Below are 23,352 nucleotides of genomic sequence, written 5' to 3'. Positions count from 1 at the left end.
GATTAACACACGGGCTTATTAAGGAAAGGTACCTGCTAAAACTGAATTTTTCTACAAATACTAAAACACATATTAAATATGAAAAGATTTGCCAGTTTTCTCATGATCTCTGTTTTAAGCGGCGTTCTAACTCTTGCCGGATACTTGCTTTTCATTGATGAAGACAACGTCTTAGTCGAAGCAAATACGGGTATCCCTGCCTATACCCCGGTAAAAATGAATTCACTTCCTACAGGTACTAATGCAGATTTTACTGAAGCAGCCAATGAATCGGTAAATGCTGTAGTTCACGTAAAAAACGTGGCAACAGTAAGAAGGTCACCCTTCTCTTCGAGTACAACACAAGCCTTACAGGGCACAGGAAGTGGGGTTATCATTTCTCCCGATGGTTATATTGTAACCAACAACCACGTGATACAGAATGCCACCCAGCTTCAGGTTACCCTTAACAATAACCAGAATTATATGGCCGAAGTGATAGGCACCGATCCAAAATCGGATATCGCTTTACTGAAGATAGATGCAGAAGACCTTCATTACCTTCCCTTCGGAAATTCTGACAATGCACAGATTGGAGAATGGGTGTTGGCAGTAGGAAACCCCTTTAACCTTACCTCTACCGTTACTGCCGGAATAATTTCAGCAAAATCAAGAGACCTGGGAATGGATTCTAACATTTCTTCTTTTATCCAGACTGATGCCGCAGTAAATCCAGGAAACAGTGGTGGTGCACTGGTAAACATCAATGGAGAATTGATTGGTATCAATACCGCGATCACCTCTCAAACCGGGACTTATGTTGGGTATGCTTTTGCAGTACCTTCAAATAATGCCAGAAAAATAGTAGAAGACCTTATTGAGTATGGGGATGTACAGCAGGGTATCTTGGGAATACGTGGTGTACAGGCTGCTAATCTTCCCGGAGAATATAATATTGAAATTTCTGAAGGAGTTTACGTAGACCAGGTGGAAGCAGGAAGTGGTGCAGCAAAAGCAGGAATTCGATCAGGTGATGTCATTACCAGGTTAGATAATGTAAAGATCAGTAAATTCTCAGATTTAATTGGTTATATAGGGTCAAAAAGGCCAGACGATGTGGTAACAGTACAGGTGATTCGCGATGGAGATCCAAAAGAATTTGATGTGACCCTTACAAAGTATGAGGTTTATCAAATCAAAGCCATTGGCCTTGAAGTTACCAACGCCAGTACCGATGAACTGAAGCAAAGAAAAGTGACTCACGGGGTGAAGATCACAAGAGGTCTCACTCCTCAAATGCAGAATGAACAGCTTTATGGTACAATAATCACAGCCATTGATAACATTGAAGTGCGGGATATTAAAGATGTTGAAAAGATCATGGCACAAAGATCTCCGGGGCAACCCATCTCTGTAACCTTTGTAACTCCCGATGGGGAAAAACAAAAATACGTTTGGAGATAACCTGCCAAAAATGGCAAAAATTGAATTCTTTTCGGAAATCTTTCTGAAGCTATTTCCAGATCTGGGGAGTCGATAATTAAATATATATAACAAAAATGAGGCTTATAATGGGCCTCATTTTTTTGTTCAAAACACTTTACGAAAACGTTTGAAATCTATATTTTTGCCGCAGTTTAAAAACAACACCAACAAAAAAATGAACTCTAACGAAGTTTACGAAAAAGAATTAGCCTTTCAGGCAGATCGGCGACGGGCAGCAGTACAATTCATCAAGACAGTGAGTGATTTGTGGTATGACAAGTCTATTGAACTTGTGCTATTCAGAAATCAGTTGATAGATCGCAATGTGAGCGACATTTTAGACCTGCACGAGTATGCCGGTGAATTTGTACAAAAGCCAATTTCTATTTTTGATTCGGTTGAGATCGCCGAAGCCATTCAAAGGCTGGATTTCCCACCTGCCAAGCTCGACATTGGAAAAATGACCTATGAATACCACCTGGAAGACCAGAAATATTCGAATGCAACTGCATTTGTTTCGGCTAAACTAAAAGACGCAAAAAAGGGAGACGAACCTACTCCCAAAGATGTTGTACTTTATGGATTTGGACGTATAGGCAGGCTGGTTGCCAGGGAACTCATGACCCGAACTGGCAAAGGCAGCCAACTTAGGCTTAGAGCCATTGTCACCCGCGGAAAGATCGATGAGACTGTACTTGAAAAAAGGGCCAGTCTTCTCAAAAATGACTCTGTGCACGGAGATTTTTCCGGAACCGTATCCTACAATTCAGAAAAGAAGTGTCTTATAATTAATGGCACTACTGTACATATGATCTCGGCCAATGAACCCGAAGAGATAGACTATACTGCTTATGGCATTAAAGATGCCCTGATAATTGATAATACCGGCGCATTTAGAGACCAGGAGGCACTCAGCAGGCATCTCACTTCTAAGGGAGCTTCAAAAGTATTGCTCACAGCGCCGGGTAAAGGAATTCCGAATATAGTTCACGGCGTAAATCATAAGGAATACAACCCCGATGAAGTTTCGATCTTCTCAGCGGCCTCCTGTACCACCAATGCCATTACACCTGTTCTTAAAGCAGTTCAGGATGATTTAGGTGTTGTAAAAGGACACCTTGAAACCATACATGCCTATACAAACGACCAGAACCTGGTTGACAATATGCACAGGAAGTACAGAAGAGGAAGGGCGGCTGCATTAAATATGGTGATCACTGAAACCGGTGCAGGAAAAGCCGTTTCAAAGGCCTTACCCGTATTTGAAGGTAAACTTACCTCGAATGCCATACGTGTTCCGGTTCCCAATGGATCACTCGCTATACTCAACCTGGAGGTGGAAACCGAAACTTCACCGGAAGAAGTAAATGAGATCCTAAAAAAATATGCTTTAGAAGGAGAAATGGTTGAACAGATCAAATATTCTATAGAAAACGAACTGGTTTCTACAGATATAGTGGGATCTGCCCAGCCTTCAATTTACGACAGCAACGCCACCATAGTTTCGGGCGATGGTAAGAATATCGTATTATATGTTTGGTACGACAACGAATACGGGTATAGCCACCAGGTAATACGCCTTGCAAAATACATTGCCAAGGTTAGAAGGTTCACCTATTATTAAAAGGGGTTTAATTAGTGATGGGGACCCGTTGCCAATGGCAACGGGTTTTTTTCTGCCTTTTATTTCTGAAGGATTCCAAAATTCACCTTTTTTGAGAAGAATGAATTTAATAGAAATTCTTCTGAAGTTGCCATTAGAAGCCTGAATAAGAACTGAAGAAAATTAACTAAAAATTTGTGGAAGGACAGCAGAGCCAGGCAGTTATTATTCTTTAATTTTGCCACTGCTTTTTTTCGGCCTGCTTATATACAGGAAGTTAATGAAAAAAAAATTAAACAATCATCAACAATATCATTTTTAGGTGTTCGTTGTGATAATGACCAAGAAATAATACCTGCTATGAAAAAAATTTTATTCACTTTTATTCTATTAACTGCTACAGTCGCAGTAGCCCAGACACCCGGCGAAGCCACTATTGCTGAAAAATTTCAGGAATTGATTACCAGTTCCAACAACTTTAAAGGTTATAAGGTTGTGGATACAGACCAGCTTACAACGCTACAGGAGCTAACTTCAAACAGAATTATTGAACTTAAGGAAGAAATAGCTTCTTCAAAAGAAACTTTGAAATCCCGGGATGCTAAAATTGCCACTCTCGAGGCTGAACTGGAAAACCTCAAAGAGCAGCTTGCCACTTTAAGCGCTGAAAAAGATGAAATAGCCGTGCTGGGAATGTCCCTTAGTAAAGCCACCTATAATACTTTGATGTGGAGCATTGTTGGTGTGCTGGTACTAGCACTGGCTTTGTTTGTAGTGAGATTCAAAAAGAGTCACATTCACACAGCCGAAGCCCGGAAAAATTTAGCCGAAGTAGAAAAAGAGTTCGATGCCTACCGTGCAAAATCTCTCGAAAAAGAGCAAAGACTGGGAAGACTGCTACAAGATGAAAAGAACAAACAGCTTAAAGTCGCAAAGTAGAAACAAATATTCTTGAGGTTTAACTAAATTTGCGGGCTGTGAATTGCTTTCAGCCAAAATTCCCATTCCATGCGATTTGATATTATTACTGTAGTTCCCGAAATTCTTACCAGCCCTTTTGAAGCTTCTATATTAAAAAGAGCAATTGAAAAAGGCCATGTAGAAATTCACCTGCACAACTTACGTGATTACGTAACCGATAATTACAAACAAATAGATGATTATCAATTTGGAGGGGGCGCCGGGATGGTGATGATGATAGAACCCATAGATAAGTGCATAACAGCTTTGAAAGCAGAAAGAGATTATGACGAAGTCATTTATATGACGCCCGATGGAGAAACGCTGAAGCAAGGTATAGCCAATGAACTCTCCCTAAAGGAAAATGTCATTATTCTTTGCGGTCACTATAAAGGAGTAGATCAACGCGTGCGGGAGCATTTTGTTACCCGGGAGATCTCTATTGGTGACTACGTACTTTCGGGCGGAGAATTAGGGGCCGCTGTGCTGTGCGATTCCATTATTCGCCTGCTACCGGGAGTTCTGGGCAATGAAACCTCTGCACTTACCGATTCCTTTCAGGACAATTTGCTCGCGCCGCCAATTTATACCCGCCCAGCAGAATATAATGGCTGGAAAGTACCCGAAATTCTCACTTCGGGCAACACGCCAAAGATTGAAGAATGGCGGGAAGAACAGGCCTACGCCCGCACTTTGGCCCTGCGACCTGACTTATTAAGTGAGGACGAAAAATAAATGAGCCATTAGTTTTTAGAATCACAAAATTTATTACTTTTGCACACGTTCTGAACCAACCTCTGGCGATACCCGTGAATGTTGCTTTAGACTTTATTTTTAAACCATTAGAAATATGGAATCCTTAATTAAATTTGTACAAGAGGAGTTTGTAACAAAAAAAGATTTCCCTGATTTTTCAGCCGGAGATACTATTACTGTTTATTACGAAATTACTGAAGGTCAAAAAACCAGAACTCAGTTCTTCCGTGGAGTTGTGATCCAAAAGAGAGGATCTGGAGCTTCTCAAACTTTTACTATTCGTAAAATGAGTGGTACTGTTGGTGTTGAACGTATTTTCCCGCTCAACCTGCCTGCTCTTCAGAAAATCGAGATCAACAAGCGTGGTAAAGTTCGTAGAGCAAGAATCTACTACTTTAGAGAACTTACTGGTAAAAAAGCTCGAATTAAAGAAAGAAGAAGATAATCTTTCAACATATTACTTGAAAAAGCCTCATTTATTGAGGCTTTTTTGTTAAATAAATATTTCAGTTATTTTTATAAACAATTAAGGCTTAGATATTTGCGTATAAATATTTTCTTTCGTAAATTTAATACAGAGATTTAAGTCAAAGAATGTCGCCAGGAATTCTTCTTAAACTCATGTAGAGCAAAATCTTTACATAAGTTTTTGCCATTTTGAATAACAATATGCCAGACATAGTTGGTTTAATTTGGTAAAAACGTTTTGGAGGATTTACACACACTCTTTTGGGAAATGTAAGTCATCTTGATGAAATAACAACTTGCTTGTGAAATATAGATTTCACTTGAGAAGGTAAAAGTTCAGCAAAGAATTGTTATTTCATTAGAGCCATTTCATTATGAAAATAGTGAAATGGCTTTTTTTTGCACTTTTTATGCCTTTCCTCCATACTATCTTAACCTTTGCACCTGTGAAATAAGCTTGAAAAATGCTAAATTGCACACTCTTGATCTAAAATAAAATTTTCCAATATGTCAAAGACAACCAGAATTATTTATACCAAAACCGATGAGGCTCCAGCCCTCGCAACATATTCCCTACTCCCCATTGTAGAGGCCTTCACAAAACCGGCCAATGTTGAGCTTGAAACAAGAGACATCTCCCTGGCAGGAAGAATTCTTTCCCAGTTTCCTGAAAGACTCAAGGAAGACCAAAAAGTTTCTGATGATCTTGCCGAATTAGGTGAGCTTGCCAAACAACCTGAAGCTAATATCATAAAGTTACCAAACATTAGTGCTTCTATTCCGCAGTTAAAGACTGCTATAAAGGAATTACAGGAGAAAGGCTATGATCTACCTAATTATCCTGATGAACCAGCGACAGATGAGGAAAAAGAAATTCAGGCAAAATATGATAAGGTAAAAGGTAGTGCAGTTAATCCTGTGTTGCGTGAAGGAAACTCTGATCGGCGTGCCCCAAAGGCCGTGAAAAACTACGCCAAAAAGCATCCACACTCCATGGGAGATTGGACCAAAGACTCTAAGAGCCATGTGGCTACCATGAGCAAAGATGATTTTAGACACAATGAAAAATCTGTCACTCTTGACGAAGCTACCACTGTAAATATTCAGCTTAAAACGGCATCTGGAGATACTACCATTCTCAAGAAAGACCTAAAGCTTAAAAAAGGGGAAATTATTGACGGAACTTTTATGAGCAAAAAAGCCCTCATTAAGTTCCTTGAAGAACAGGTTAAAGATGCCAAAGAGAAAGGAGTTTTATTCTCCTTACATATGAAGGCTACAATGATGAAGGTATCAGACCCTATTATTTTTGGTCATGCCGTTAAGGTTTTCTTTAAAGACATTTTTGAAGAGTATGGTACTGAACTACAAGAAGCAGGAGCCGATCCTAACAGTGGTCTTGGTGATGTTTTGAGTGCTATTAATAATCTTCCTGAAGAAAAAAGGAACGAGATTAATTCTAAGATCGAGCAGGATATTAAAGATGGCCCAGACCTGGCTATGGTAAATTCCGACAAGGGAATTACTAACCTGCACGTGCCAAGTGACGTGATCATTGATGCATCTATGCCGGCAATGATAAGAACTTCAGGAAAAATGTGGAATGCTGAAGGTAACCCTCAGGATACCAAAGCCGTAATCCCCGACAGTAGTTATGCAGGTCTTTACGAGACTACCATCCAGTTCTGTAAAGAACATGGAGCCTTTGATCCAACAACGATGGGAACGGTTCCAAACGTGGGGCTCATGGCTCAAAAAGCCGAAGAATACGGTTCTCACGACAAAACTTTTGAAATCAAAGAAACCGGGCAGGTACAAATTGTTACTGAAGCCGGAAAAGTTCTCATGGAACACAACGTTGAAAAAGGGGACATTTGGAGAGCCTGCCAAACTAAAGATGCGCCGGTTCAGGATTGGGTGAAACTTGCAGTAAGCCGCGCCCGTGCTACAGGTTCGCCTGCAGTTTTCTGGTTGGATGAAGATCGTGCACACGACGCAGAAATCATTAAAAAAGTGGAACTCTATCTAAAAGATCAGGATACCGAAGGCCTGGAGATCAAAATAATGTCTGTTGAAGATGCTACCCGTTACACCCTTGAGCGTGTAAAGGCAGGAAAAGATACTATTTCGGTAACCGGAAATGTTCTTAGGGATTATCTTACAGATCTCTTCCCTATCCTTGAGTTGGGTACAAGTGCCAAAATGTTGTCTATCGTTCCTCTTATGAATGGCGGTGGTTTATTTGAAACAGGCGCCGGAGGTTCAGCTCCAAAGCACGTGCAGCAATTTGTGGAAGAAGGCCACCTCCGCTGGGATTCTCTGGGAGAATTCCTTGCACTGGCTGTTTCCCTTGAGCATTTGGGTGAAAAATACAATAATAAGAGAGCTTTAGTTCTTGCCAACGCTCTTGATAAGGCTACGGAAGAATTTTTAGAAAAAGATAAATCCCCATCAAGAAAAGTCAATGAACTTGATAACAGGGGAAGCCATTTTTATTTGGCTCTCTACTGGGCCGAAGCCTTAGCTGAACAGGACGAAGACCAGGAACTAAAAGCACATTTTAAAGAGGTGAGCACGAAGCTTCAGGAGAACGAAAAGCAAATTTTACAGGAATTGATTGATGCACAAGGCTCAGCGGTAGATATCGGAGGATATTACAAACCCGAAGAGGAGAAAGTAACTTCAGCAATGCGACCAAGTAAAACGCTTAACAGCATTCTACAGGGAGCGTAATCTTCTCTTGTAATTTTGATGAGAGGCTGTCTTAAAAGCTGCTATACATCATTCTGAATATACTTCGGAATCTATTAAATCTGAACTTCAGAAATAATAGAAACTATACCGATTCCAGAGTGATAAAAGTTTAGCTTTTAAGTCAGCCTCTTTTATTTTACAGAAGAAAATATTTAGATTAGGTGTCAAAAATGGCATTTTTGACACCTGATATAATTTATTTGATATGAAGCACGTGTGTAATCTCCTGTGCATTTCTTCGGAATTCAGTTCATAGCTCAATCCAAAACTGATGTTACCGTAACTATAGACCAGGTTGCGGAAAACGAAAGGATGTAAGTACACGTTCAAATCATCAGTAAAAGCTGGAACTATTCCCCATTACTGCTGAAATGGGATTATCTTGTTATTCCTATAGAAAAAATAAATACTTTTGCAGCTACTTTAATATAAGGATCTATGACTATTACCCAGTTACATTACGTTTTAGCCGTTGCCGAGCATCAAAATTTCACGAAAGCTGCACAAAAAGTATTTGTAACCCAACCCACCCTCAGTATGCAGATTCAAAAGCTGGAGGATGAACTGGACGTGCTGATTTTTGACCGCAGTAAAAAACCAATTGAGCTTACTGCTACCGGGAGAAAAATTGTTCAGCAGGCGCGAAATATTGTCAATGAGAGTGATAGAATTAAAGATATTGTAGATCAGCAAAAAGGTTTTGTTGGCGGACTTTTCAGGTTGGGAGTGATTCCAACGGTTATGCCTACGCTCCTGCCCATGTTCCTAAATAATTTTATCAAGAAATACCCAAAGGTAAAGCTGAAGATCGAAGAGCTGCATACCGAAGCCATGATTGAAAAACTGGCAGATGGGCATCTTGATGCAGCCATTGCGGCAACACCACTAGGACTACCAAATATTAAAGAACAGGTACTTTTTTATGAACCTTTTGTAGGATATATACCTCCCGGCCACAGGCTCAACTCTAAAGACAAACTGAAGGTTGAAGATCTTGACCTCGATGACATTTTGTTGCTAGAAGATGGCCACTGTTTTAAGGATGGGATCCTCAATCTATGCAAAGCGACGCGGCAATCAAATGACGATCATTTTCAGCTGGAGAGTGGCAGCTTTGAAACCATGATCAAACTTGCAAATGAAGGCCTGGGAATGACGCTTCTGCCCTACCTTCATACCTTAGACTTAAAGGGTGAAGACCAAAAGAATATCAAAATGTTTGTTGAACCAACTCCCGCGAGAGAAGTTAGCCTTATATACAATAAGAGCGAATTGAAAATGCAGATTATAGAGGCACTTCGCAGTACAATAGCAGGAGTAGTAAAAGGGGCAATAACCTTTCAAAATGTGCAGATTATTAGCCCTGTGCACAAGAAGTAAACACTGATGGTGTACAAAAAGGAGGCAGCCTGAAAAAATAATTTCAGGCTGCCTCTTTTATTTTAAGGGTTTAAGTAAATAAGACATTGGTTTAATTCGGGATTTTGCCGAATAAGTGAAAAAATATAAAGCTTCAACTCTTCAATCTCATAAGGTAATAATCGTTGAAGTGCCTTTTTCACCTCTTTGCAGAACAGAGTTACATCAAAACTTACTTTGCTTAGTACCGTCTTGGTGTACTCAAACATCGCTCTTGCCATAATGATAAAATTAGTTAACCTTGGTTAGAATAAGTAATGGTTATCTATAAGCGAAATCGTTTTCGTTAATGGTATAAAAATACATCTTTTTTTCAAAAACCGGAACAAGATGAAGCTAATTTAACACTCTTAAAAACGATTATCTCCACTTACCATATTTCCAAGGCCTCCCAGGATACTTCCCTCTCCTTTATCTTTACCTCCACCCTGTGGTGCCGCAGCTAAAATGCGTCCCGCAAGCCGGCTAAAAGGTAATGACTGCACAAAAACAGTTCCCGGCCCTGTAAGCGTAGCATAAAATAATCCTTCCCCTCCAAAAAGGCTGTTTTTAATACCTCCTATAAATTCGATGTCATAATTCACATCTTTCGTAAAACCAATAATGCAACCGGTATCTACCTTTAGTTTTTCTCCCGGCTGCAGTACTTTTTTTGCAGTTGTACCACCAGAATGTACAAAGGCCATACCATCACCTTCAAGCTTCTGCATTATAAAACCTTCTCCCCCAAAGAATCCCCTGCCCAGTCTGCGACTAAATTCCACACCTATAGCCACGCCTTTGGCAGCACACAAAAAGGCATCCTTCTGGCAAATGAACTTACCTCCAAATTCCGTCAGATCTAATGGGATCACTTTCCCCGGATAGGGAGAAGCAAAACTGATCTTTTTCTTACCTGCTATCTCATTGGTAAACACGGTCATAAAGAGGCTCTCCCCGGTAAGCAATCTTTTTCCGGCTCCCAGGACTTTCCCTAAAAATCCTTCATTTTGTTTTGAACCGTCCCCAAAGATGGTGTCCATTTTGATGCCGTTATCCATCATCATAAAATTTCCTGCTTCGGCGATTACCGCTTCCTGCGGATCAAGTTCCAGCTCTACATACTGCATCTCCTCTCCAAATATCTCGTAATCTATTTCATGTGCATTCATCTTATAAAGGTTTAAGGTTTAAGGTTTAAGGTTTAAGGTTTAAGGTTTAAGGTTTAAGGTTTAAGGTTTAAGGTTTAAGGTTTAAAAATTTATTCAAAAATTTTGATCACACAACCCTGAGCACAGAAAAATTTCATAAAATGCCCGGCATGAATTAAAATCTGTGCCATCTTAGCTACTGCCTACTATTCTACTGTACACTGCCTACTTTAATTTAATCGTCCATTCAAATTCAAAAACAGAAACCTCCTGCCCATCTTCATTTACCCCATGAGAACGCATCCAAAAGGTTTGCCCCTCCCCTGTCTTAATAGTTTCTTCAATAGCAGCAGATATAAGATGAGCGTCATTACAGATAAAACTAATTTTGCCGGTTGCTTTTTTGGTAAACCTGGATTTATTCTGCGCAACAAGCATTGAAATGGGCTTTTTTGATGCCTTAATTGAAGACATTACCAGCGCACCTGTACTTAATTCGGCAGCCATAGCCTGTACTGCAAAATATAAAGAGTTAAAAGGATTTTGATTGATCCAGCTGTGTTTTACGGTTGTAAGGCAGTGGTTTTCATCAATCTCCTTAACCCTTACGCCAGTTAGCCATGCGCTGGGCAGCTTAAACATTAAGAAGGTATTTAATTTTTGGGAGGAAACTTCCATACTTAGTAAGAATTTTTCTAAAAGTATTCAATTTTAATAACATCCTCAAATGTTAAATTCTCAAGCCTAAATAAAAATTATAGTACTTTGTTTTGCATAATACCATCTTTAAGATATATATTTGCATTAGAAAATCATTCAAATGAACAATCAATCAACAAATCCCGACAAAACAGTGGCAGCTTTAATCCACTTATCCACCTTTAGTCAATTCTTCTTTCCGTTTGGAAATTTTATTTTTCCTTTGATCTTTTGGACGGCAAAAAAGAACGACCCGTTTGTAAATGAGCATGGCAAACAAGCTCTAAACTTTCAGATAAGCCTGTTCCTGTATGCTTTTTTCCTGGTAATGGTAGGAGTAGCTGGTGCCATACTTATAGGGCTCAACATTAACTTCGAGGATTCATTTTATATAAATGATCATCATCAATGGATAGGAAATCCTCTTGAGGCAGGTCCTGTTACCATTTATATCATGACAATGGCCCTCCTGGTTCTTGCGCTCTTTGTACTGAATGTCTACGGAGTAGTTTCAGCTACCATTAAGGCTGGTGAAGGAAAATTTTACAAATACCCACTGGCCATTAATTTTTTAAATGCCGGTAAGCCTCAAGATCTATTTACAGCTTCAGGTAATTCTGAAGATCAATCCGTTTAAAAATATCCTCATCAAATATTTTCTAATCATCAATCAATCAAAAAATGAACAGTTCAACAACATTCAAAACTCAACACTATGAAGATTGAAAACACGAAGGCACAAATGCGCAAAGGTGTTTTGGAATACTGCATTTTATCTGTTTTAAGAGATAATGATGCATATGTAGCCGAAATTCTGGATACCTTAAAAGGCGCCAAACTCCTGGTGGTAGAAGGCACTATTTATCCTTTATTAACCCGCCTCAAAAATGCCGGCTTACTTTCTTATCGCTGGGAAGAATCTACCAGCGGCCCACCAAGAAAATATTACGGCCTCACAGAAACCGGAAAAATTTTTCTTAAAGAGCTCACCCATACATGGGAAGAACTGCAAACCGCAGTGACAATTGTAACCACCCAAAAAACTAAAAATCATGAATAAGACAGTCAATATAAATCTCGCCGGCATTTTCTTTCATATTGATGAAGATGCTTATGCCAGGCTACAACATTACCTTGAGGCTATAAAACGATCTCTCACCAACACCTCTGGCCAGGAGGAGATCATTCATGATATTGAAGCCCGGATAGCCGAACTTTTTGCTGAAAAGATCAAAAATGAAAGACAGGTAATCGGGATACGGGAAGTAGACGAAGTGATCTCTGTGATGGGACAACCCGAAGATTATGTCATTGATGACGAGATCTTTGAGGATGAACCAGTGTATACCAAAACAAGAGGTAAAAAACTATTTCGAGATACAGAGCACAGTTATGTAGGAGGAGTATCATCGGGGCTTGCTCATTATACAGGGATTGATGCTGTATGGATAAGAATCCTGTGGATTCTCCTTACCATTTTTTCTACCGGCGCTTTTATACTCATTTATATCGCTCTTTGGATCTTTGTGCCCGAAGCTAAAACCACTGCCGATAAACTTGCCATGCGTGGGGAACCGGTAACCATTAGCAACATTGAACGCAAAATAAGAGAGGGGTTCGATGATGTGTCGGGAAAGGTAAAAGACATCAACTACGAGAAATACGGTTATAAGGCCCGCGCCGGTGCAAACTCGGCTGCGACCGCAGTAGGTGATGTCGTAAAATTCATTCTTAACCTGTTCGTGAAACTTATTGGGATATTTCTCATCCTCATAGCCGGATCTACACTTATAGGTTTGTTTATTGGGCTGTTTTCAATAGGCACCTTTGGGATCATTGAAGCCCCATGGACAGATTTTGTGGAAATCGCCGGCCCTGGCGCAGACAGTATCTGGGTTATTTCAATACTGGCCTTCTTTTCTGTGGGCATCCCGTTCTTTTTCCTGTTCATCCTGGGGTTAAAGATCCTCGTCAAAAACCTGAGATCTATTGGAAGAACTGCAAAGCTGGTGCTATTAGGACTTTGGATTATCTCTGTACTCGGTTTGATCTTCTTCGGAATTCAACAGGCTACCGAAAGAGCTTTTGATGGAGAAGTGAGAATTTCTGAAAATCTTCCTGTAGAAGCCAATGACACTTTATATGTCAACATGATGGGAGATCCGCAGTTTGATTCTACCCCATATCAATCAGGTGATTTCAACATCTCCTATGACGATAGCAACAAAAAAGTGATCTGGTCTCAGAATGTGCAGTTGATTGTGAAATCTACTTCCGATTCAACCGGGAGAATGGAGATCGTTAAAATTGCTGAAGGTAAAACCTATGATGAAGCCAGGCAGAGAGCCGAAGAGATAAATTACCGTACAAGTTTCTCTAACGGAAATCTTGACCTAAGCGGAATCCTAACGACAGATCCTTCCAACAAGCACAGAGAACAAAAAGTACAAGTTACTCTATTTCTTCCAATAGGAACAGTGCTTTACGCCGCAGATAATACCTATTCCTTCCATAGGAATACAGATTATTACGGAGATATTCTTCACAACGGTTATGAAGAACAGTATCTTAAGATCACCCGTGAGGGCGCAGAATGTCTCGATTGCCCTGCCGAGGAAGAAGATCCCTGGAGTGATTCTGAAACTGACTGGGATACTGAAGAAAGCACGGAGGAACCTTTTAAAGAAGATTTCCCCAATGAAGAACAATCCTCTATTGAAACCGATACAATAACGGGAGAATGAGTGTTCTTATAGAGATTTTAATTGCCATCTTTCTCAATTTCCTGGTTTCTACAGGAGATGAGGAAGTTAAACCCGAGCAACCGGAAAATGCGGGAATCGAACAGGTTTCCAAAGCTACTTCCGATGAATGTTAGAATCCTACCTTAAATAAAACGAGGTCGTCTACAAAGCAATTTTTAGGCGACCTTTTTTCTTGGATAATTTTTCAAGAAAGGTTTTTCTTTTTTTTTGGTTTTTATCGAGGATTGAAAAAATGTTTAGAAAAACCTTCTCTAGGCTATACTGACTTCTTTAAGTTATGTGCCATGGCTATTAGCCCTATTTCTGTAGTTACTTTCTACATTCCCCGTAGCATAAATCGCTTGGAGCCCATATTTTGCTTAATATTTCCAAAGACTGCCCCTACATCCCAGCACCTTCGCTTACGATGAGCTATCACAACTTCACTGAGCAGTAAATTTTTCGCTTTCTTTTTTAGGTGGACCAGATTGTGTTATGTTCAATTACCCTCCCTTTTGCCCTAAAGCAACCGCCCCGCAGTGGACAGCCATGGCAGTTTTAAGCCTGATAGCAGTGGATTGCTTTAGTAAAGTCATTCTTGATTTTACTTTGGTAGGTGTCGGTTTCTGAATACAGGGTGATTTTTTGGAACCAGATCATCATAGCTGAGGGAATAAGACTTAAAAACTACTTTTCTGCTCATACATTAAAAATAAGCAGCTACACCTTTTTAAACAAAAAAAAAAGCGCTGCCAAATGACAGCGCTTTAAAAATTATCTCCAAAGTTCCTCCCCTTTCCAAGGGGAGGTTAGGAGGGGTTTACTTCACTTCTTCGAAGTCAACGTCTTCTACATCGTCACCTTGCTTGGCATCGCCTCCGGCTTGTCCACCTTCGGCTCCGGTAGCTCCCTGTTGTGGGCCACCTGGCTGTCCGCCAGCTTCGGCTTGTGCTTTGTACATTTCTTCAGAAGCTACTTTCCATGCCTCATTGATCTTGTCTAATGCAGGCTGAATAGTTTCTACTTCTTTAGTCTCATAAGCTTTCTTAAGCTCTTCCAAAGCGTCTTCGATTGGCTTCTTCTTATCATCAGAAAGTTTATCACCAAATTCTTTCAACTGACTTTCAGTTTGGAAAATCATAGCATCGGCTTCGTTCAGCTTATCTACTTTTTCTTTGGCTTTTTTATCGCTTTCGGCATTCGCTTCAGCTTCCTGCTTCATCTTTTGGATCTCTTCTTCGGTAAGACCAGAAGAAGCCTCGATCCTAATATCCTGAGATTTACCTGTAGCTTTATCTGTAGCGCTTACTTTGATGATACCGTTGGCATCGATGTCAAAGGTCACTTCAATTTGAGGTGTTCCTCTTCGTGCCGGTGGAATTCCGTCAAGGTGGAATCTACCAATGGTCTTATTATCATTTGCCATTGGGCGCTCTCCCTGCAACACGTGGATCTCAACAGATGGCTGATTATCGGCCGCAGTAGAGAATACCTGTGATTTCTTGGTTGGGATAGTAGTGTTTGACTCAATTAATTTGGTCATTACACCACCCATAGTTTCAATACCAAGAGAAAGCGGAGTAACATCAAGAAGCAATACATCTTTTACATCTCCTGTAAGTACACCACCCTGGATCGCAGCACCAATCGCTACAACCTCGTCAGGATTCACTCCTTTTGATGGTTTCTTTCCGAAGAAGCTTTCAACTTCCTGTTGGATTTTAGGGATACGGGTTGATCCACCAACAAGGATTACCTCGTCGATATCACTTTTTGAAAGACCTGCATCGCTAAGTGCTTTTTGAACAGGATCCATAGAACGTTTCACCAAAGTATCGGCAAGTTGCTCAAATTTAGATCTTGTTAAAGTCTCTACAAGGTGCTTAGGCCCGCTTGCAGTAGCAGTAACGTATGGCAGGTTAATTTCGGTTTGAGAAGAAGAGGAAAGCTCGATTTTAGCTTTTTCTGCAGCTTCTTTCAAACGCTGAAGTGCCATAGGATCTTTTCTAAGGTCGATATCTTCAGCTTTTTGGAATGTATCTGCAAGCCAGTCGATGATCACCTCATCAAAATCATCACCTCCAAGGTGCGTATCACCATTTGTAGAAAGTACTTCAAATACTCCGTCTCCTAATTCAAGGATAGAGATATCAAATGTACCACCACCAAGGTCATAAACAGCGATCTTCTGATCCTGAGATTTTTTATCAAGTCCGTAAGCAAGTGCAGCTGCAGTTGGCTCGTTAATGATCCTTCTTACTTTAAGGCCAGCAATCTCTCCTGCTTCTTTTGTAGCCTGGCGCTGAGAGTCATTAAAGTATGCAGGCACGGTAATTACCGCTTCGGTCACATCCTGTCCAAGATAATCTTCGGCAGTTTTCTTCATTTTTTGAAGCACCATCGCAGAAAGTTCCTGCGGAGTGTATTTACGTCCGTCGATCTCCACACGCGGAGTATCATTGTCACCTTTTACTACTTTATAAGGAACTCTTCCTGCTTCTTTAGAAACTTCAGAATATTTATTTCCCATAAACCTCTTGATAGAGGAAATGGTTTTTTGTGGGTTAGTTACAGCCTGGCGCTTTGCAGGATCCCCTACTTTTATTTCGCCTCCTTCTACAAAAGCAATTACAGAAGGAGTAGTTCTTTTTCCTTCGGCATTAGGTATTACCGTTGGCTCGTTACCTTCCATTACGGCAACACAAGAGTTGGTAGTACCTAAGTCGATTCCAATTATTTTACTCATAATTCTATAGGTTGTTATTTATTATTTCTGATTTTTTTGAACAACCTCTTAAAGTCAATCATTATGCCACCCGAAATTATATGACAGGATGTCATAAAAGAAAGACAGATAGCTGACTCCTTCAAGTTAAGACCTACTGCCTACCTTAAGAAGTTCCTGCCATTGTGTGGTATAATACGGGCTTCGATGTTTTTTAATAAGCTCCCATTCCTGCTTTCGTCTGCCGGTAATAGCTGAAGCGACTGTGGCCTTTCCATATTTGTTATTGATACCATCAAAAACTTTCATAAGCACAGGATTAGAAATTTTGGAAGGTTGTTCAAATAAATTAGCCTGCACATATTCCTGTGGAATAATTCCGCTCAAATTAACTCCTACTTTCTTATAGCGAAAACCTGGTTTATATATTCTATGTAAGGCTTTTCTTGCTTCGCTTATCAAAACAAATGTATTATTGGTAGGAACAGGCAAAGTCACAGTACAACTTTCAGAATATCGTTTATCAATTTTACTGTGATAATTGGTATGCACAAACACCTGCACATATGAAGCGCATGAACCCTGTGCCCGCATCACCTCGCTTACCTCGCTAATGTAATAAGCACATGCTTCTTCAATCATGTCGAGATCTTCCAGTCGCTTTCCGAAGGACTTTGCTGTACCTATTCCTTTTTTAGGTTTAGGGATAGTGGTAAATTCTATACATGATTCCCCTCTCAATTCACGCCACAAACGTTCTCCAACTACAGTCATCTCCTTACGCACCCAGGCAAGAGGCGTGTTGTGTGCAAAATCAAACGCAGTAAACACTTTCTTTTCCTGAAGCCGCCTGGCATGTTGCCTTCCTATTCCCCATACATCACCAATTTTTACTTTTTTTAAAGCTGCTTTTCTTTTTTCTTCAGAATCAATTATATATACATGGTCGTGCACTTCCTCTTTTTTAGCTATCCGGTTTGCCAGTTTAGCCAGAACCTTTGTAGGAGCAATACCTACCCCCACCGGTAAACCCGTATACCGAAGAATCTGTTCTTTAATATTGCTGCCGTACTTAGGAAGGTCTAAATGATTTATGCCAGTTAATTCTACAAAAGCTTCATCAATACTGTAAACTTCTACCATTGGAGAAAAAGTCTTCAAAATATTCATCACCCGCTGGGACATTTCTCCATATAAGGTGTAATTAGAAGAAAAGAAAGTCACATTATTTTTTTCCAGAATATCTTTAATCTTAAAGACAGGCTCAAACATGGGGATATGTGCCAGAGATTTAGCCTCTTTATTTGCTGCTATTACACAGCCATCATTGTTGCTTAACACTACTACCGGCTTCCCCAAAAGATCGGGTCTAAAAACTTGTTCGCAGGAAGCATAAAAGCTATTACAATCTACCATTGCAATCATATCATAGCATGAATTATATAAGTAACCACCCCCCACAACAGAAATTCAGGCTGCGTAGATTTACCTGAAAATTGCACAATATCAAATTCCCCATCTTTTATTATAAGTGCAATACGACCTGGTTTAAGCTCCATAGACCGGTCTATAATTAGAACATCTTTATCCCAAATATTAAATTTAGACCAGTTATTGCCTTCAACTCTAATGAAAAATGTCGCATCCTGATTGTAAATCAATTCACTATTTAAATCTATTGGCGCCTCGTAATAATGAGTAGCCGCACTAGGAAACCCTGTTTGCTTTGAAACTTCTGCAGCGTGTCTTTCTTTTCGCTTCTGTATCTTTCCAAAAGTATTTACTTGCATGCTTCAAAATTAGGAAATATTCCATAATAACATGGATTATTTCCTAATTATTTTATACGGTCATTCAAAAAGAAAGATTTAATTTTACCCAAATTTTTATTCCTGAATGCAAAAAATCGAAAGTATCAGCGTTTTTGACATGCTTAAAATAGGAGTTGGTCCTTCCAGCTCCCACACCCTTGGCCCATGGCGGGCAGCCGAAAGGTGGATCGGGGAATTAAAGCAAGCCGGAAAATTTGATGAAGTAGAAAAGGTGACCATCAACCTGTACGGATCTCTTTCCCTTACCGGAAAAGGCCACGCTACAGATCTTGCCTCTGTCCTTGGGCTTTTAGGCTATGATCCTGTCACTGTTCCCGTAGAGAATATTGATCCCGAGATTAATAACATCCGTACTTTTAACCGGCTTAATCTGAACGGCGAGCGCAGTATTGACTTTAGCCTCGAAAACGATATCGTTTTTAACAAGAAGTTCCTGCCATTTCATCCTAACGGAATGAAATTCACAGCCCGACTTTCCTCCGGAAAAACAACCTCCTCCACGTTCTATTCTATTGGCGGCGGATTTGTAGTAAAGGAAGAACGAAAGAATGCCAAGAAGCAGCTGAAGAAATTCAAGGAATTCCCTTTTCCAATTGTAAAAGGAACTGATCTTGCGGCATTTTGCAAACAGGAGAATAAGAAGATTTCCGAAATAGTTTATGAGAATGAAAAATCCCTTCGGACTGAAGAAGAAATTGACGCCGGACTCAAAGCTGTATGGGATGTAATGCTGGAATCTATGTACCTGGGCTGCCATACTGAAGGTACACTTCCCGGCGGACTAAACGTGCGCCGCCGTGCTCCCGATTCTCACAAGAAGCTCATTGGAGATTCAAAGTATGACACCAAGGAAGAATGGATTGAAGCCATTCGAAATACCGAAGTAAAATTCCGGTCCATTCTCAAGTGGGTTAGCTGTTTCGCTTTGGGAGTAAATGAAGTGAACGCATCTCTTGGTAGAGTTGTCACCGCACCAACCAATGGTAGTGCCGGAGTGATTCCTGCTGTGCTCATGTATTATCTCACGATTGAAAACCACAACGCCGGATTTGAAAAGATCAAACAGTTCCTACTCGTTGCCGGAGAAATTGGAAGTTTATTTAAAAAAGGGGCTACCATATCGGCAGCTATGGGAGGTTGCCAGGCAGAAATCGGGGTTTCCTCCTCCATGGCTGCCGGGGCTTTGGCCGAAGTCATGGGCGGTACTCCCGAGCAGGTGATGATGGCTTCTGAAATTGCCATGGAACACCACCTCGGCCTCACCTGTGACCCTATCGCCGGATTGGTTCAAATCCCCTGTATTGAGAGAAACTCCATGGGTGCCATAAAAGCCATTAACGCCGCCGAAATGGCCATGGATGCAGATTCTATCCACGCTAAAGTTCCGCTCGATAAGGTGATCGAAACTATGTGGGAAACTGCAAAAGATATGAACTCAAAGTACAAAGAGACTTCAGAAGGTGGACTGGCGGTAAGGGTGAGTTTGAGTGACTGTTAAACCTCCCCACCCTGCGGGCACCCCTCCTTGAAAAAAGGAGGGGAACACTTTGAAGTTGCGGGCAACTTCCCTGCCTGAAGGCAGGTTCAGGAGACAACCTCCGCTAAAGAAGATCCCTTCCTGCCGCAGGCAGAGTGAACGCGGAGCGAAACCAGCTTAAAGACAACTTCTCCACTTGTGGAGGGTTTCGCGGAGCGGAAATGTCTCCAACAGCTCCCCTCCTTTTTTCAAGGAGGGGTGGCAGGCGATAGCCTGACGGGGTGGTCAGGGGTTACACCCGCGCAGCGGGACGAAGTCCACCAAACCAAACCTAGTACTGTAGCTTCGAAAGCAACACAATCTGCCCCAAATGATAAGCATCATGTTGAATGATCCCCTGGATCAAATAATAAAACCGCTGCCCGTTCCCCGGATAGGTCTTTTCGAGATCTTCATCTTTTAAGCCATCAAAAAATAACAGCCATTCCTGCTGGGTCTCTTCCAGATCCTGCAAAGTCCGCTGCCACGCCTCTTCAGAAGGATCTTCAATTTTTCTAATAAAATTATCTTCGGGAACAGGGACAATAGTGCCAGATAAACGCTTCAGGATCATGCGCCGCCACTCAATGATATGATTGAGGATTTGCCAAATGGAATTTCGGCCTTCAGCAATTTTTTTAAAAGCTTTTTCCGCAGAAATTTCATGAAGTGTCTGCTTCAGAGTGACATCAATCCATGGATCGCCATTATAGAGTTGTGAAAATTCCTGTTTTAATCTTTGTGTTTCCATGCTATTTGAGTTTCTTATATTCACAACCTTCCCTCCTTCTGGTATCAATAAGATAAATGATCTTCCATTCGCCCTTCTGCTTCAAAAGCTGAAAATTATTCACGCCGCAGTGGCTAAAGGTGTCATTAAGGTAAAAAGAATAAGGCGTCCAGGCATTTGCCATGTCGCCATCGATTTTGATCACATACTCGTGAAGCACTTCCTTGAAAGTAGTCTTCAGAGGAATGGAAACAATTCCTTTCAGCAGCTTTTCAAGCTCCTCATTCACTAATTGTGGGACCCCGTCTTCTCCCTTTGCAATAGTCTGTATCACAGGATCTTCATAAAAAACGGATTTCATCATCAAAGAATCCCTGGCATGGAAACCTTCAAAAAAAGTATGCACCACTTCTTTTACCTTTTCTTCTTCCGAAGAGGTCTGCGCGAAAGCCAGGGTGCCAAAAATGACAAAAACAGCAGTGGTTACAAGTCTTTTCATGTGTTCAGTTTTGAATGTAATTTAGTACTTTTACCTGAATTTTAATTTTACAACTATGTCAGTCGCCAAGAAGCAATATAAAAGAATCACTACCAAATCGCTGGTTGAAATGAAAGCCCAGGGAGAGAAAATTTCAATGCTTACCTCCTATGACTTTTCGATGGCAAAAATAGTTGACGGTGCAGGGATAGACGTAATTTTGGTAGGAGATTCGGCCAGTAATGTGATGGCGGGACATGAAACTACACTTCCTATTACGCTTGACCAGATGATCTATCATGCGGTTAGTGTGGTGCGGGCGGTAGAACGGGCCTTGGTGGTTGTTGATCTTCCCTTCGGAAGCTATCAAAGTGATCCAAAAGAAGCCTTGCGTTCAGCGATAAGGATCATGAAAGAAAGCGGCGGACATGCAGTGAAGCTGGAAGGTGGAAAAGAGATCAAAGATTCCGTAAAACGTATCCTTAACGCCGGAATTCCGGTGATGGGCCACCTAGGGTTAACTCCGCAGTCCATCTACAAATTTGGAACCTACACGGTACGTGCTAAAGAAGAAGCTGAAGCTGAAAAACTGAAAACCGATGCGCTTATGCTCGAAAAAGCCGGTTGTTTTGCACTGGTATTAGAAAAAGTACCTGCCAAACTGGCCAAAGAAGTTGCTGAAAGCTTAACCATTCCTGTAATTGGAATTGGCGCCGGAAATGGTGTTGACGGACAGGTACTTGTAGTTCACGACATGATTGGTATGACCCACGAGTTTAATCCAAGATTCCTAAGAAGGTATTTAGACCTGTATTCAGAAATGACGAAGGCGTTCGAGCAATATCGGGATGATGTGAAGAGCAGGAATTTCCCATCAGATGATGAACAATATTAGAGAAGTTCAGAGTTAGGAGTTGGTTCTGAGAAGTAACTGTAAATAATGAAAATAGCGTATTCAAAAAGGCGACTTTATTCCAACCTTGTGTTGGGAGGACTTTTCGTCATTTTAGGTGGTCTCAAAATATATGAAGGAACCGCCAGCTATTTCACTTCTTTTCAGCTTCTCCTCGGAATATTATTGGTTGGCACTTTCTTTTTTGAAAAAAAGCATCAATATCTGAGTATTCAAAAAAGATTATTAACAAAGAATTCTCTCCGAAAGAAATCAATTGAGCTTGATAAAATTGAGCAGGTACAGTCTTTTCCCGGCAGGATAAAACTTTTTACTTCCGAAGAAAAGCTTAGCATCAATACTGAAGTCATAGAAAACGACTCGTTGCACAAACTCTTAAGCACTTTGGGTTCTTTGGAAGTGGAGCAAAATCCGTTTGTTGGCTATGCTACAAAACCCATTTAAAATTTGCCATTTTTGGAACACAAAACAATTTCCACTCCTCAAAACCTTCTGGTACTTTACGAAGACAATCATTTGATCATCGTAAATAAACGTCCTGGGGATATAGTGCAGGGGGATAAAACAGGAGATGTGCCACTTAGCGAAGTGGTAAAGGAATATATCAAGATCAAGTACGATAAACCCGGAAATGTATATCTTGGAGTTGTCCATCGACTCGATCGCCCTACCAGCGGGATTGTGTTGTTCTCCAAAACCTCTAAGGCACTTCCCCGTCTCAACAAGCTATTTAAAGAAAAGGAGGCGAAAAAGACGTATTGGGCAGTGGTAAAGAATGCTCCGCCAAAGCAACAGGACACCTTGGTGCATTTCATGAAGCGAAATCCTAAACAGAATAAATCTTACGCACACATCAAGGAAGTACCAGACTCCAAAAAAGCCATTTTAGAGTACCGGGTTATAAAAGAACTAAATAATTATTACCTCCTGGAGATCGATTTGCATACCGGCAGGCATCACCAGATTAGGAGCCAGTTATCTTCTATCGGCTGCCCAATAAAAGGTGATCTCAAGTACGGTTTTGACCGCAGCAATAAAGACGGCAGTATTCACCTACATGCCCGGAAGCTGGTTTTTAACCATCCGGTAAAAAAGGAAATGCTGGAAGTCATTGCTCCGCCACCAAATGATCCCATATGGGAGGCTTCCAGGGCCTGATCT

24 protein-coding genes are annotated in these 23,352 nt (G+C 40.8%); 15 read left to right on the top strand and 9 right to left on the bottom strand.

Annotation, left to right across the window (positions count from 1 at the left end; translation table 11 throughout):
• Positions 1–78: 78 nt before the first annotated feature.
• The 7 genes from OQ279_RS05485 to OQ279_RS05455 all read left to right on the top strand — a co-directional run bounded on the left by OQ279_RS05485 (position 79) and on the right by OQ279_RS05455 (position 9,385).
• Entirely contained in the window at positions 79–1,443 is a 1,365-nt protein-coding gene (locus OQ279_RS05485; RefSeq protein ID WP_266068838.1) for a S1C family serine protease, read from the top strand.
• A 196-nt stretch (positions 1,444–1,639) separates the two neighbouring features.
• Entirely contained in the window at positions 1,640–3,088 is a 1,449-nt protein-coding gene (locus OQ279_RS05480; protein ID WP_266068837.1) for a glyceraldehyde-3-phosphate dehydrogenase, read from the top strand.
• A gap of 339 nt (positions 3,089–3,427) precedes the next feature.
• A complete protein-coding gene (locus tag OQ279_RS05475; RefSeq protein ID WP_266068836.1) occupies positions 3,428–4,006 on the top strand; it encodes a hypothetical protein in 579 nt (192 codons plus the stop codon).
• A gap of 69 nt (positions 4,007–4,075) precedes the next feature.
• Positions 4,076–4,762 (top strand): tRNA (guanosine(37)-N1)-methyltransferase TrmD, encoded by a 687-nt coding sequence (gene trmD / locus OQ279_RS05470; protein ID WP_266068835.1) that lies wholly within the window; start codon positions 4,076–4,078, stop codon positions 4,760–4,762.
• A gap of 115 nt (positions 4,763–4,877) precedes the next feature.
• On the top strand, positions 4,878–5,228 hold the full coding sequence (rplS, locus tag OQ279_RS05465; protein ID WP_266068834.1) for a 50S ribosomal protein L19: 351 nt from the start codon (positions 4,878–4,880) through the stop codon (positions 5,226–5,228).
• Positions 5,229–5,758: 530 nt separating this feature from the next.
• Positions 5,759–7,984, top strand: coding sequence for an NADP-dependent isocitrate dehydrogenase (locus OQ279_RS05460; RefSeq protein WP_266068833.1), 2,226 nt, complete (start codon positions 5,759–5,761; stop codon positions 7,982–7,984).
• 459 nt (positions 7,985–8,443) lie between these two features.
• Positions 8,444–9,385 (top strand): LysR family transcriptional regulator, encoded by a 942-nt coding sequence (locus tag OQ279_RS05455; protein ID WP_266068831.1) that lies wholly within the window; start codon positions 8,444–8,446, stop codon positions 9,383–9,385.
• A gap of 62 nt (positions 9,386–9,447) precedes the next feature.
• Here OQ279_RS05455 and OQ279_RS05450 read toward each other — a convergent pair whose 3' ends face one another.
• The 3 genes from OQ279_RS05450 to OQ279_RS05440 all read right to left on the bottom strand — a co-directional run bounded on the left by OQ279_RS05450 (position 9,448) and on the right by OQ279_RS05440 (position 11,232).
• Positions 9,448–9,645 carry a hypothetical protein gene (locus tag OQ279_RS05450; RefSeq protein ID WP_265163695.1) on the bottom strand — a complete coding sequence of 66 codons (198 nt, stop codon included), beginning with the start codon at positions 9,643–9,645 and terminating at the stop codon, positions 9,448–9,450.
• A gap of 129 nt (positions 9,646–9,774) precedes the next feature.
• Positions 9,775–10,575 (bottom strand): TIGR00266 family protein, encoded by an 801-nt coding sequence (locus OQ279_RS05445; RefSeq protein ID WP_266068830.1) that lies wholly within the window; start codon positions 10,573–10,575, stop codon positions 9,775–9,777.
• Positions 10,576–10,779: 204 nt separating this feature from the next.
• Complete coding sequence (locus OQ279_RS05440) at positions 10,780–11,232, bottom strand: DUF4442 domain-containing protein (RefSeq protein ID WP_266068829.1); 453 nt, start codon at positions 11,230–11,232, stop codon at positions 10,780–10,782.
• A gap of 142 nt (positions 11,233–11,374) precedes the next feature.
• On the opposite strand from OQ279_RS05440, the gene OQ279_RS05435 reads away from it, so the two are divergent.
• The 4 genes from OQ279_RS05435 (at position 11,375) to OQ279_RS05420 (ending at position 14,131) form a co-directional block, all read left to right on the top strand.
• Entirely contained in the window at positions 11,375–11,890 is a 516-nt protein-coding gene (locus OQ279_RS05435) for a DUF4870 domain-containing protein (protein WP_266068828.1), read from the top strand.
• Positions 11,891–11,968: 78 nt separating this feature from the next.
• A complete protein-coding gene (locus tag OQ279_RS05430; protein ID WP_266068827.1) occupies positions 11,969–12,313 on the top strand; it encodes a PadR family transcriptional regulator in 345 nt (114 codons plus the stop codon).
• Positions 12,306–13,997: a PspC domain-containing protein gene (locus OQ279_RS05425; protein WP_266068826.1), complete on the top strand. Its 1,692-nt coding sequence runs from the start codon at positions 12,306–12,308 to the stop codon at positions 13,995–13,997. The genes OQ279_RS05430 and OQ279_RS05425 overlap by 8 nt, the downstream gene beginning before the upstream one ends.
• Positions 13,994–14,131, top strand: coding sequence for a hypothetical protein (locus OQ279_RS05420; protein ID WP_266068825.1), 138 nt, complete (start codon positions 13,994–13,996; stop codon positions 14,129–14,131). The genes OQ279_RS05425 and OQ279_RS05420 overlap by 4 nt, the downstream gene beginning before the upstream one ends.
• A 203-nt stretch (positions 14,132–14,334) precedes the next feature.
• On the opposite strand, the gene OQ279_RS05415 is transcribed toward OQ279_RS05420, so the two are convergent.
• From OQ279_RS05415 to OQ279_RS05400, 4 genes are all read right to left on the bottom strand, one after another.
• Complete coding sequence (locus tag OQ279_RS05415; protein ID WP_370866502.1) at positions 14,335–14,484, bottom strand: transposase; 150 nt, start codon at positions 14,482–14,484, stop codon at positions 14,335–14,337.
• Between the two features lie 333 nt (positions 14,485–14,817).
• Complete coding sequence (gene dnaK / locus OQ279_RS05410) at positions 14,818–16,743, bottom strand: molecular chaperone DnaK (RefSeq protein WP_266068823.1); 1,926 nt, start codon at positions 16,741–16,743, stop codon at positions 14,818–14,820.
• A 126-nt stretch (positions 16,744–16,869) separates the two neighbouring features.
• On the bottom strand, positions 16,870–18,147 hold the full coding sequence (locus OQ279_RS05405) for a Y-family DNA polymerase (RefSeq protein WP_266068822.1): 1,278 nt from the start codon (positions 18,145–18,147) through the stop codon (positions 16,870–16,872).
• Positions 18,144–18,512, bottom strand: coding sequence for a S24 family peptidase (locus OQ279_RS05400; protein WP_266068821.1), 369 nt, complete (start codon positions 18,510–18,512; stop codon positions 18,144–18,146). The genes OQ279_RS05405 and OQ279_RS05400 overlap by 4 nt, the downstream gene beginning before the upstream one ends.
• 106 nt (positions 18,513–18,618) lie before the next feature.
• Here OQ279_RS05400 and OQ279_RS05395 point away from each other — a divergent pair, with 106 nt between their 5' ends.
• Positions 18,619–20,052, top strand: coding sequence for an L-serine ammonia-lyase (locus OQ279_RS05395; protein WP_266068820.1), 1,434 nt, complete (start codon positions 18,619–18,621; stop codon positions 20,050–20,052).
• 310 nt (positions 20,053–20,362) lie between these two features.
• Here the strand turns inward: OQ279_RS05395 and OQ279_RS05390 are convergent, their stop codons facing one another.
• A complete protein-coding gene (locus tag OQ279_RS05390) occupies positions 20,363–20,821 on the bottom strand; it encodes a DinB family protein (RefSeq protein WP_266068819.1) in 459 nt (152 codons plus the stop codon).
• A gap of 1 nt (position 20,822) precedes the next feature.
• Positions 20,823–21,299, bottom strand: a complete 477-nt coding sequence (locus OQ279_RS05385; RefSeq protein WP_266068818.1) for a nuclear transport factor 2 family protein — start codon at positions 21,297–21,299, stop codon at positions 20,823–20,825.
• A gap of 55 nt (positions 21,300–21,354) precedes the next feature.
• Here OQ279_RS05385 and panB point away from each other — a divergent pair, with 55 nt between their 5' ends.
• From panB to OQ279_RS05370, 3 genes are read left to right on the top strand one after another with little or no spacing between them, the layout of a single operon-like run.
• Positions 21,355–22,173, top strand: coding sequence for a 3-methyl-2-oxobutanoate hydroxymethyltransferase (gene panB / locus OQ279_RS05380; RefSeq protein WP_266068817.1), 819 nt, complete (start codon positions 21,355–21,357; stop codon positions 22,171–22,173).
• A gap of 45 nt (positions 22,174–22,218) precedes the next feature.
• The gene (locus tag OQ279_RS05375; RefSeq protein ID WP_266068816.1) at positions 22,219–22,635 is read left to right on the top strand and encodes a hypothetical protein; all 417 of its coding nucleotides are present in this window, start codon (positions 22,219–22,221) and stop codon (positions 22,633–22,635) included.
• Positions 22,636–22,647: 12 nt separating this feature from the next.
• Positions 22,648–23,349 (top strand): RluA family pseudouridine synthase, encoded by a 702-nt coding sequence (locus OQ279_RS05370; RefSeq protein WP_266068815.1) that lies wholly within the window; start codon positions 22,648–22,650, stop codon positions 23,347–23,349.
• Positions 23,350–23,352: the final 3 nt, after the last annotated feature.

Source organism: Salinimicrobium profundisediminis, from assembly GCF_026241755.1.
In the GTDB taxonomy this organism is placed as follows: domain Bacteria; phylum Bacteroidota; class Bacteroidia; order Flavobacteriales; family Flavobacteriaceae; genus Salinimicrobium; species Salinimicrobium profundisediminis.
This window is presented reverse-complemented; position numbering and strand designations above follow the sequence as displayed.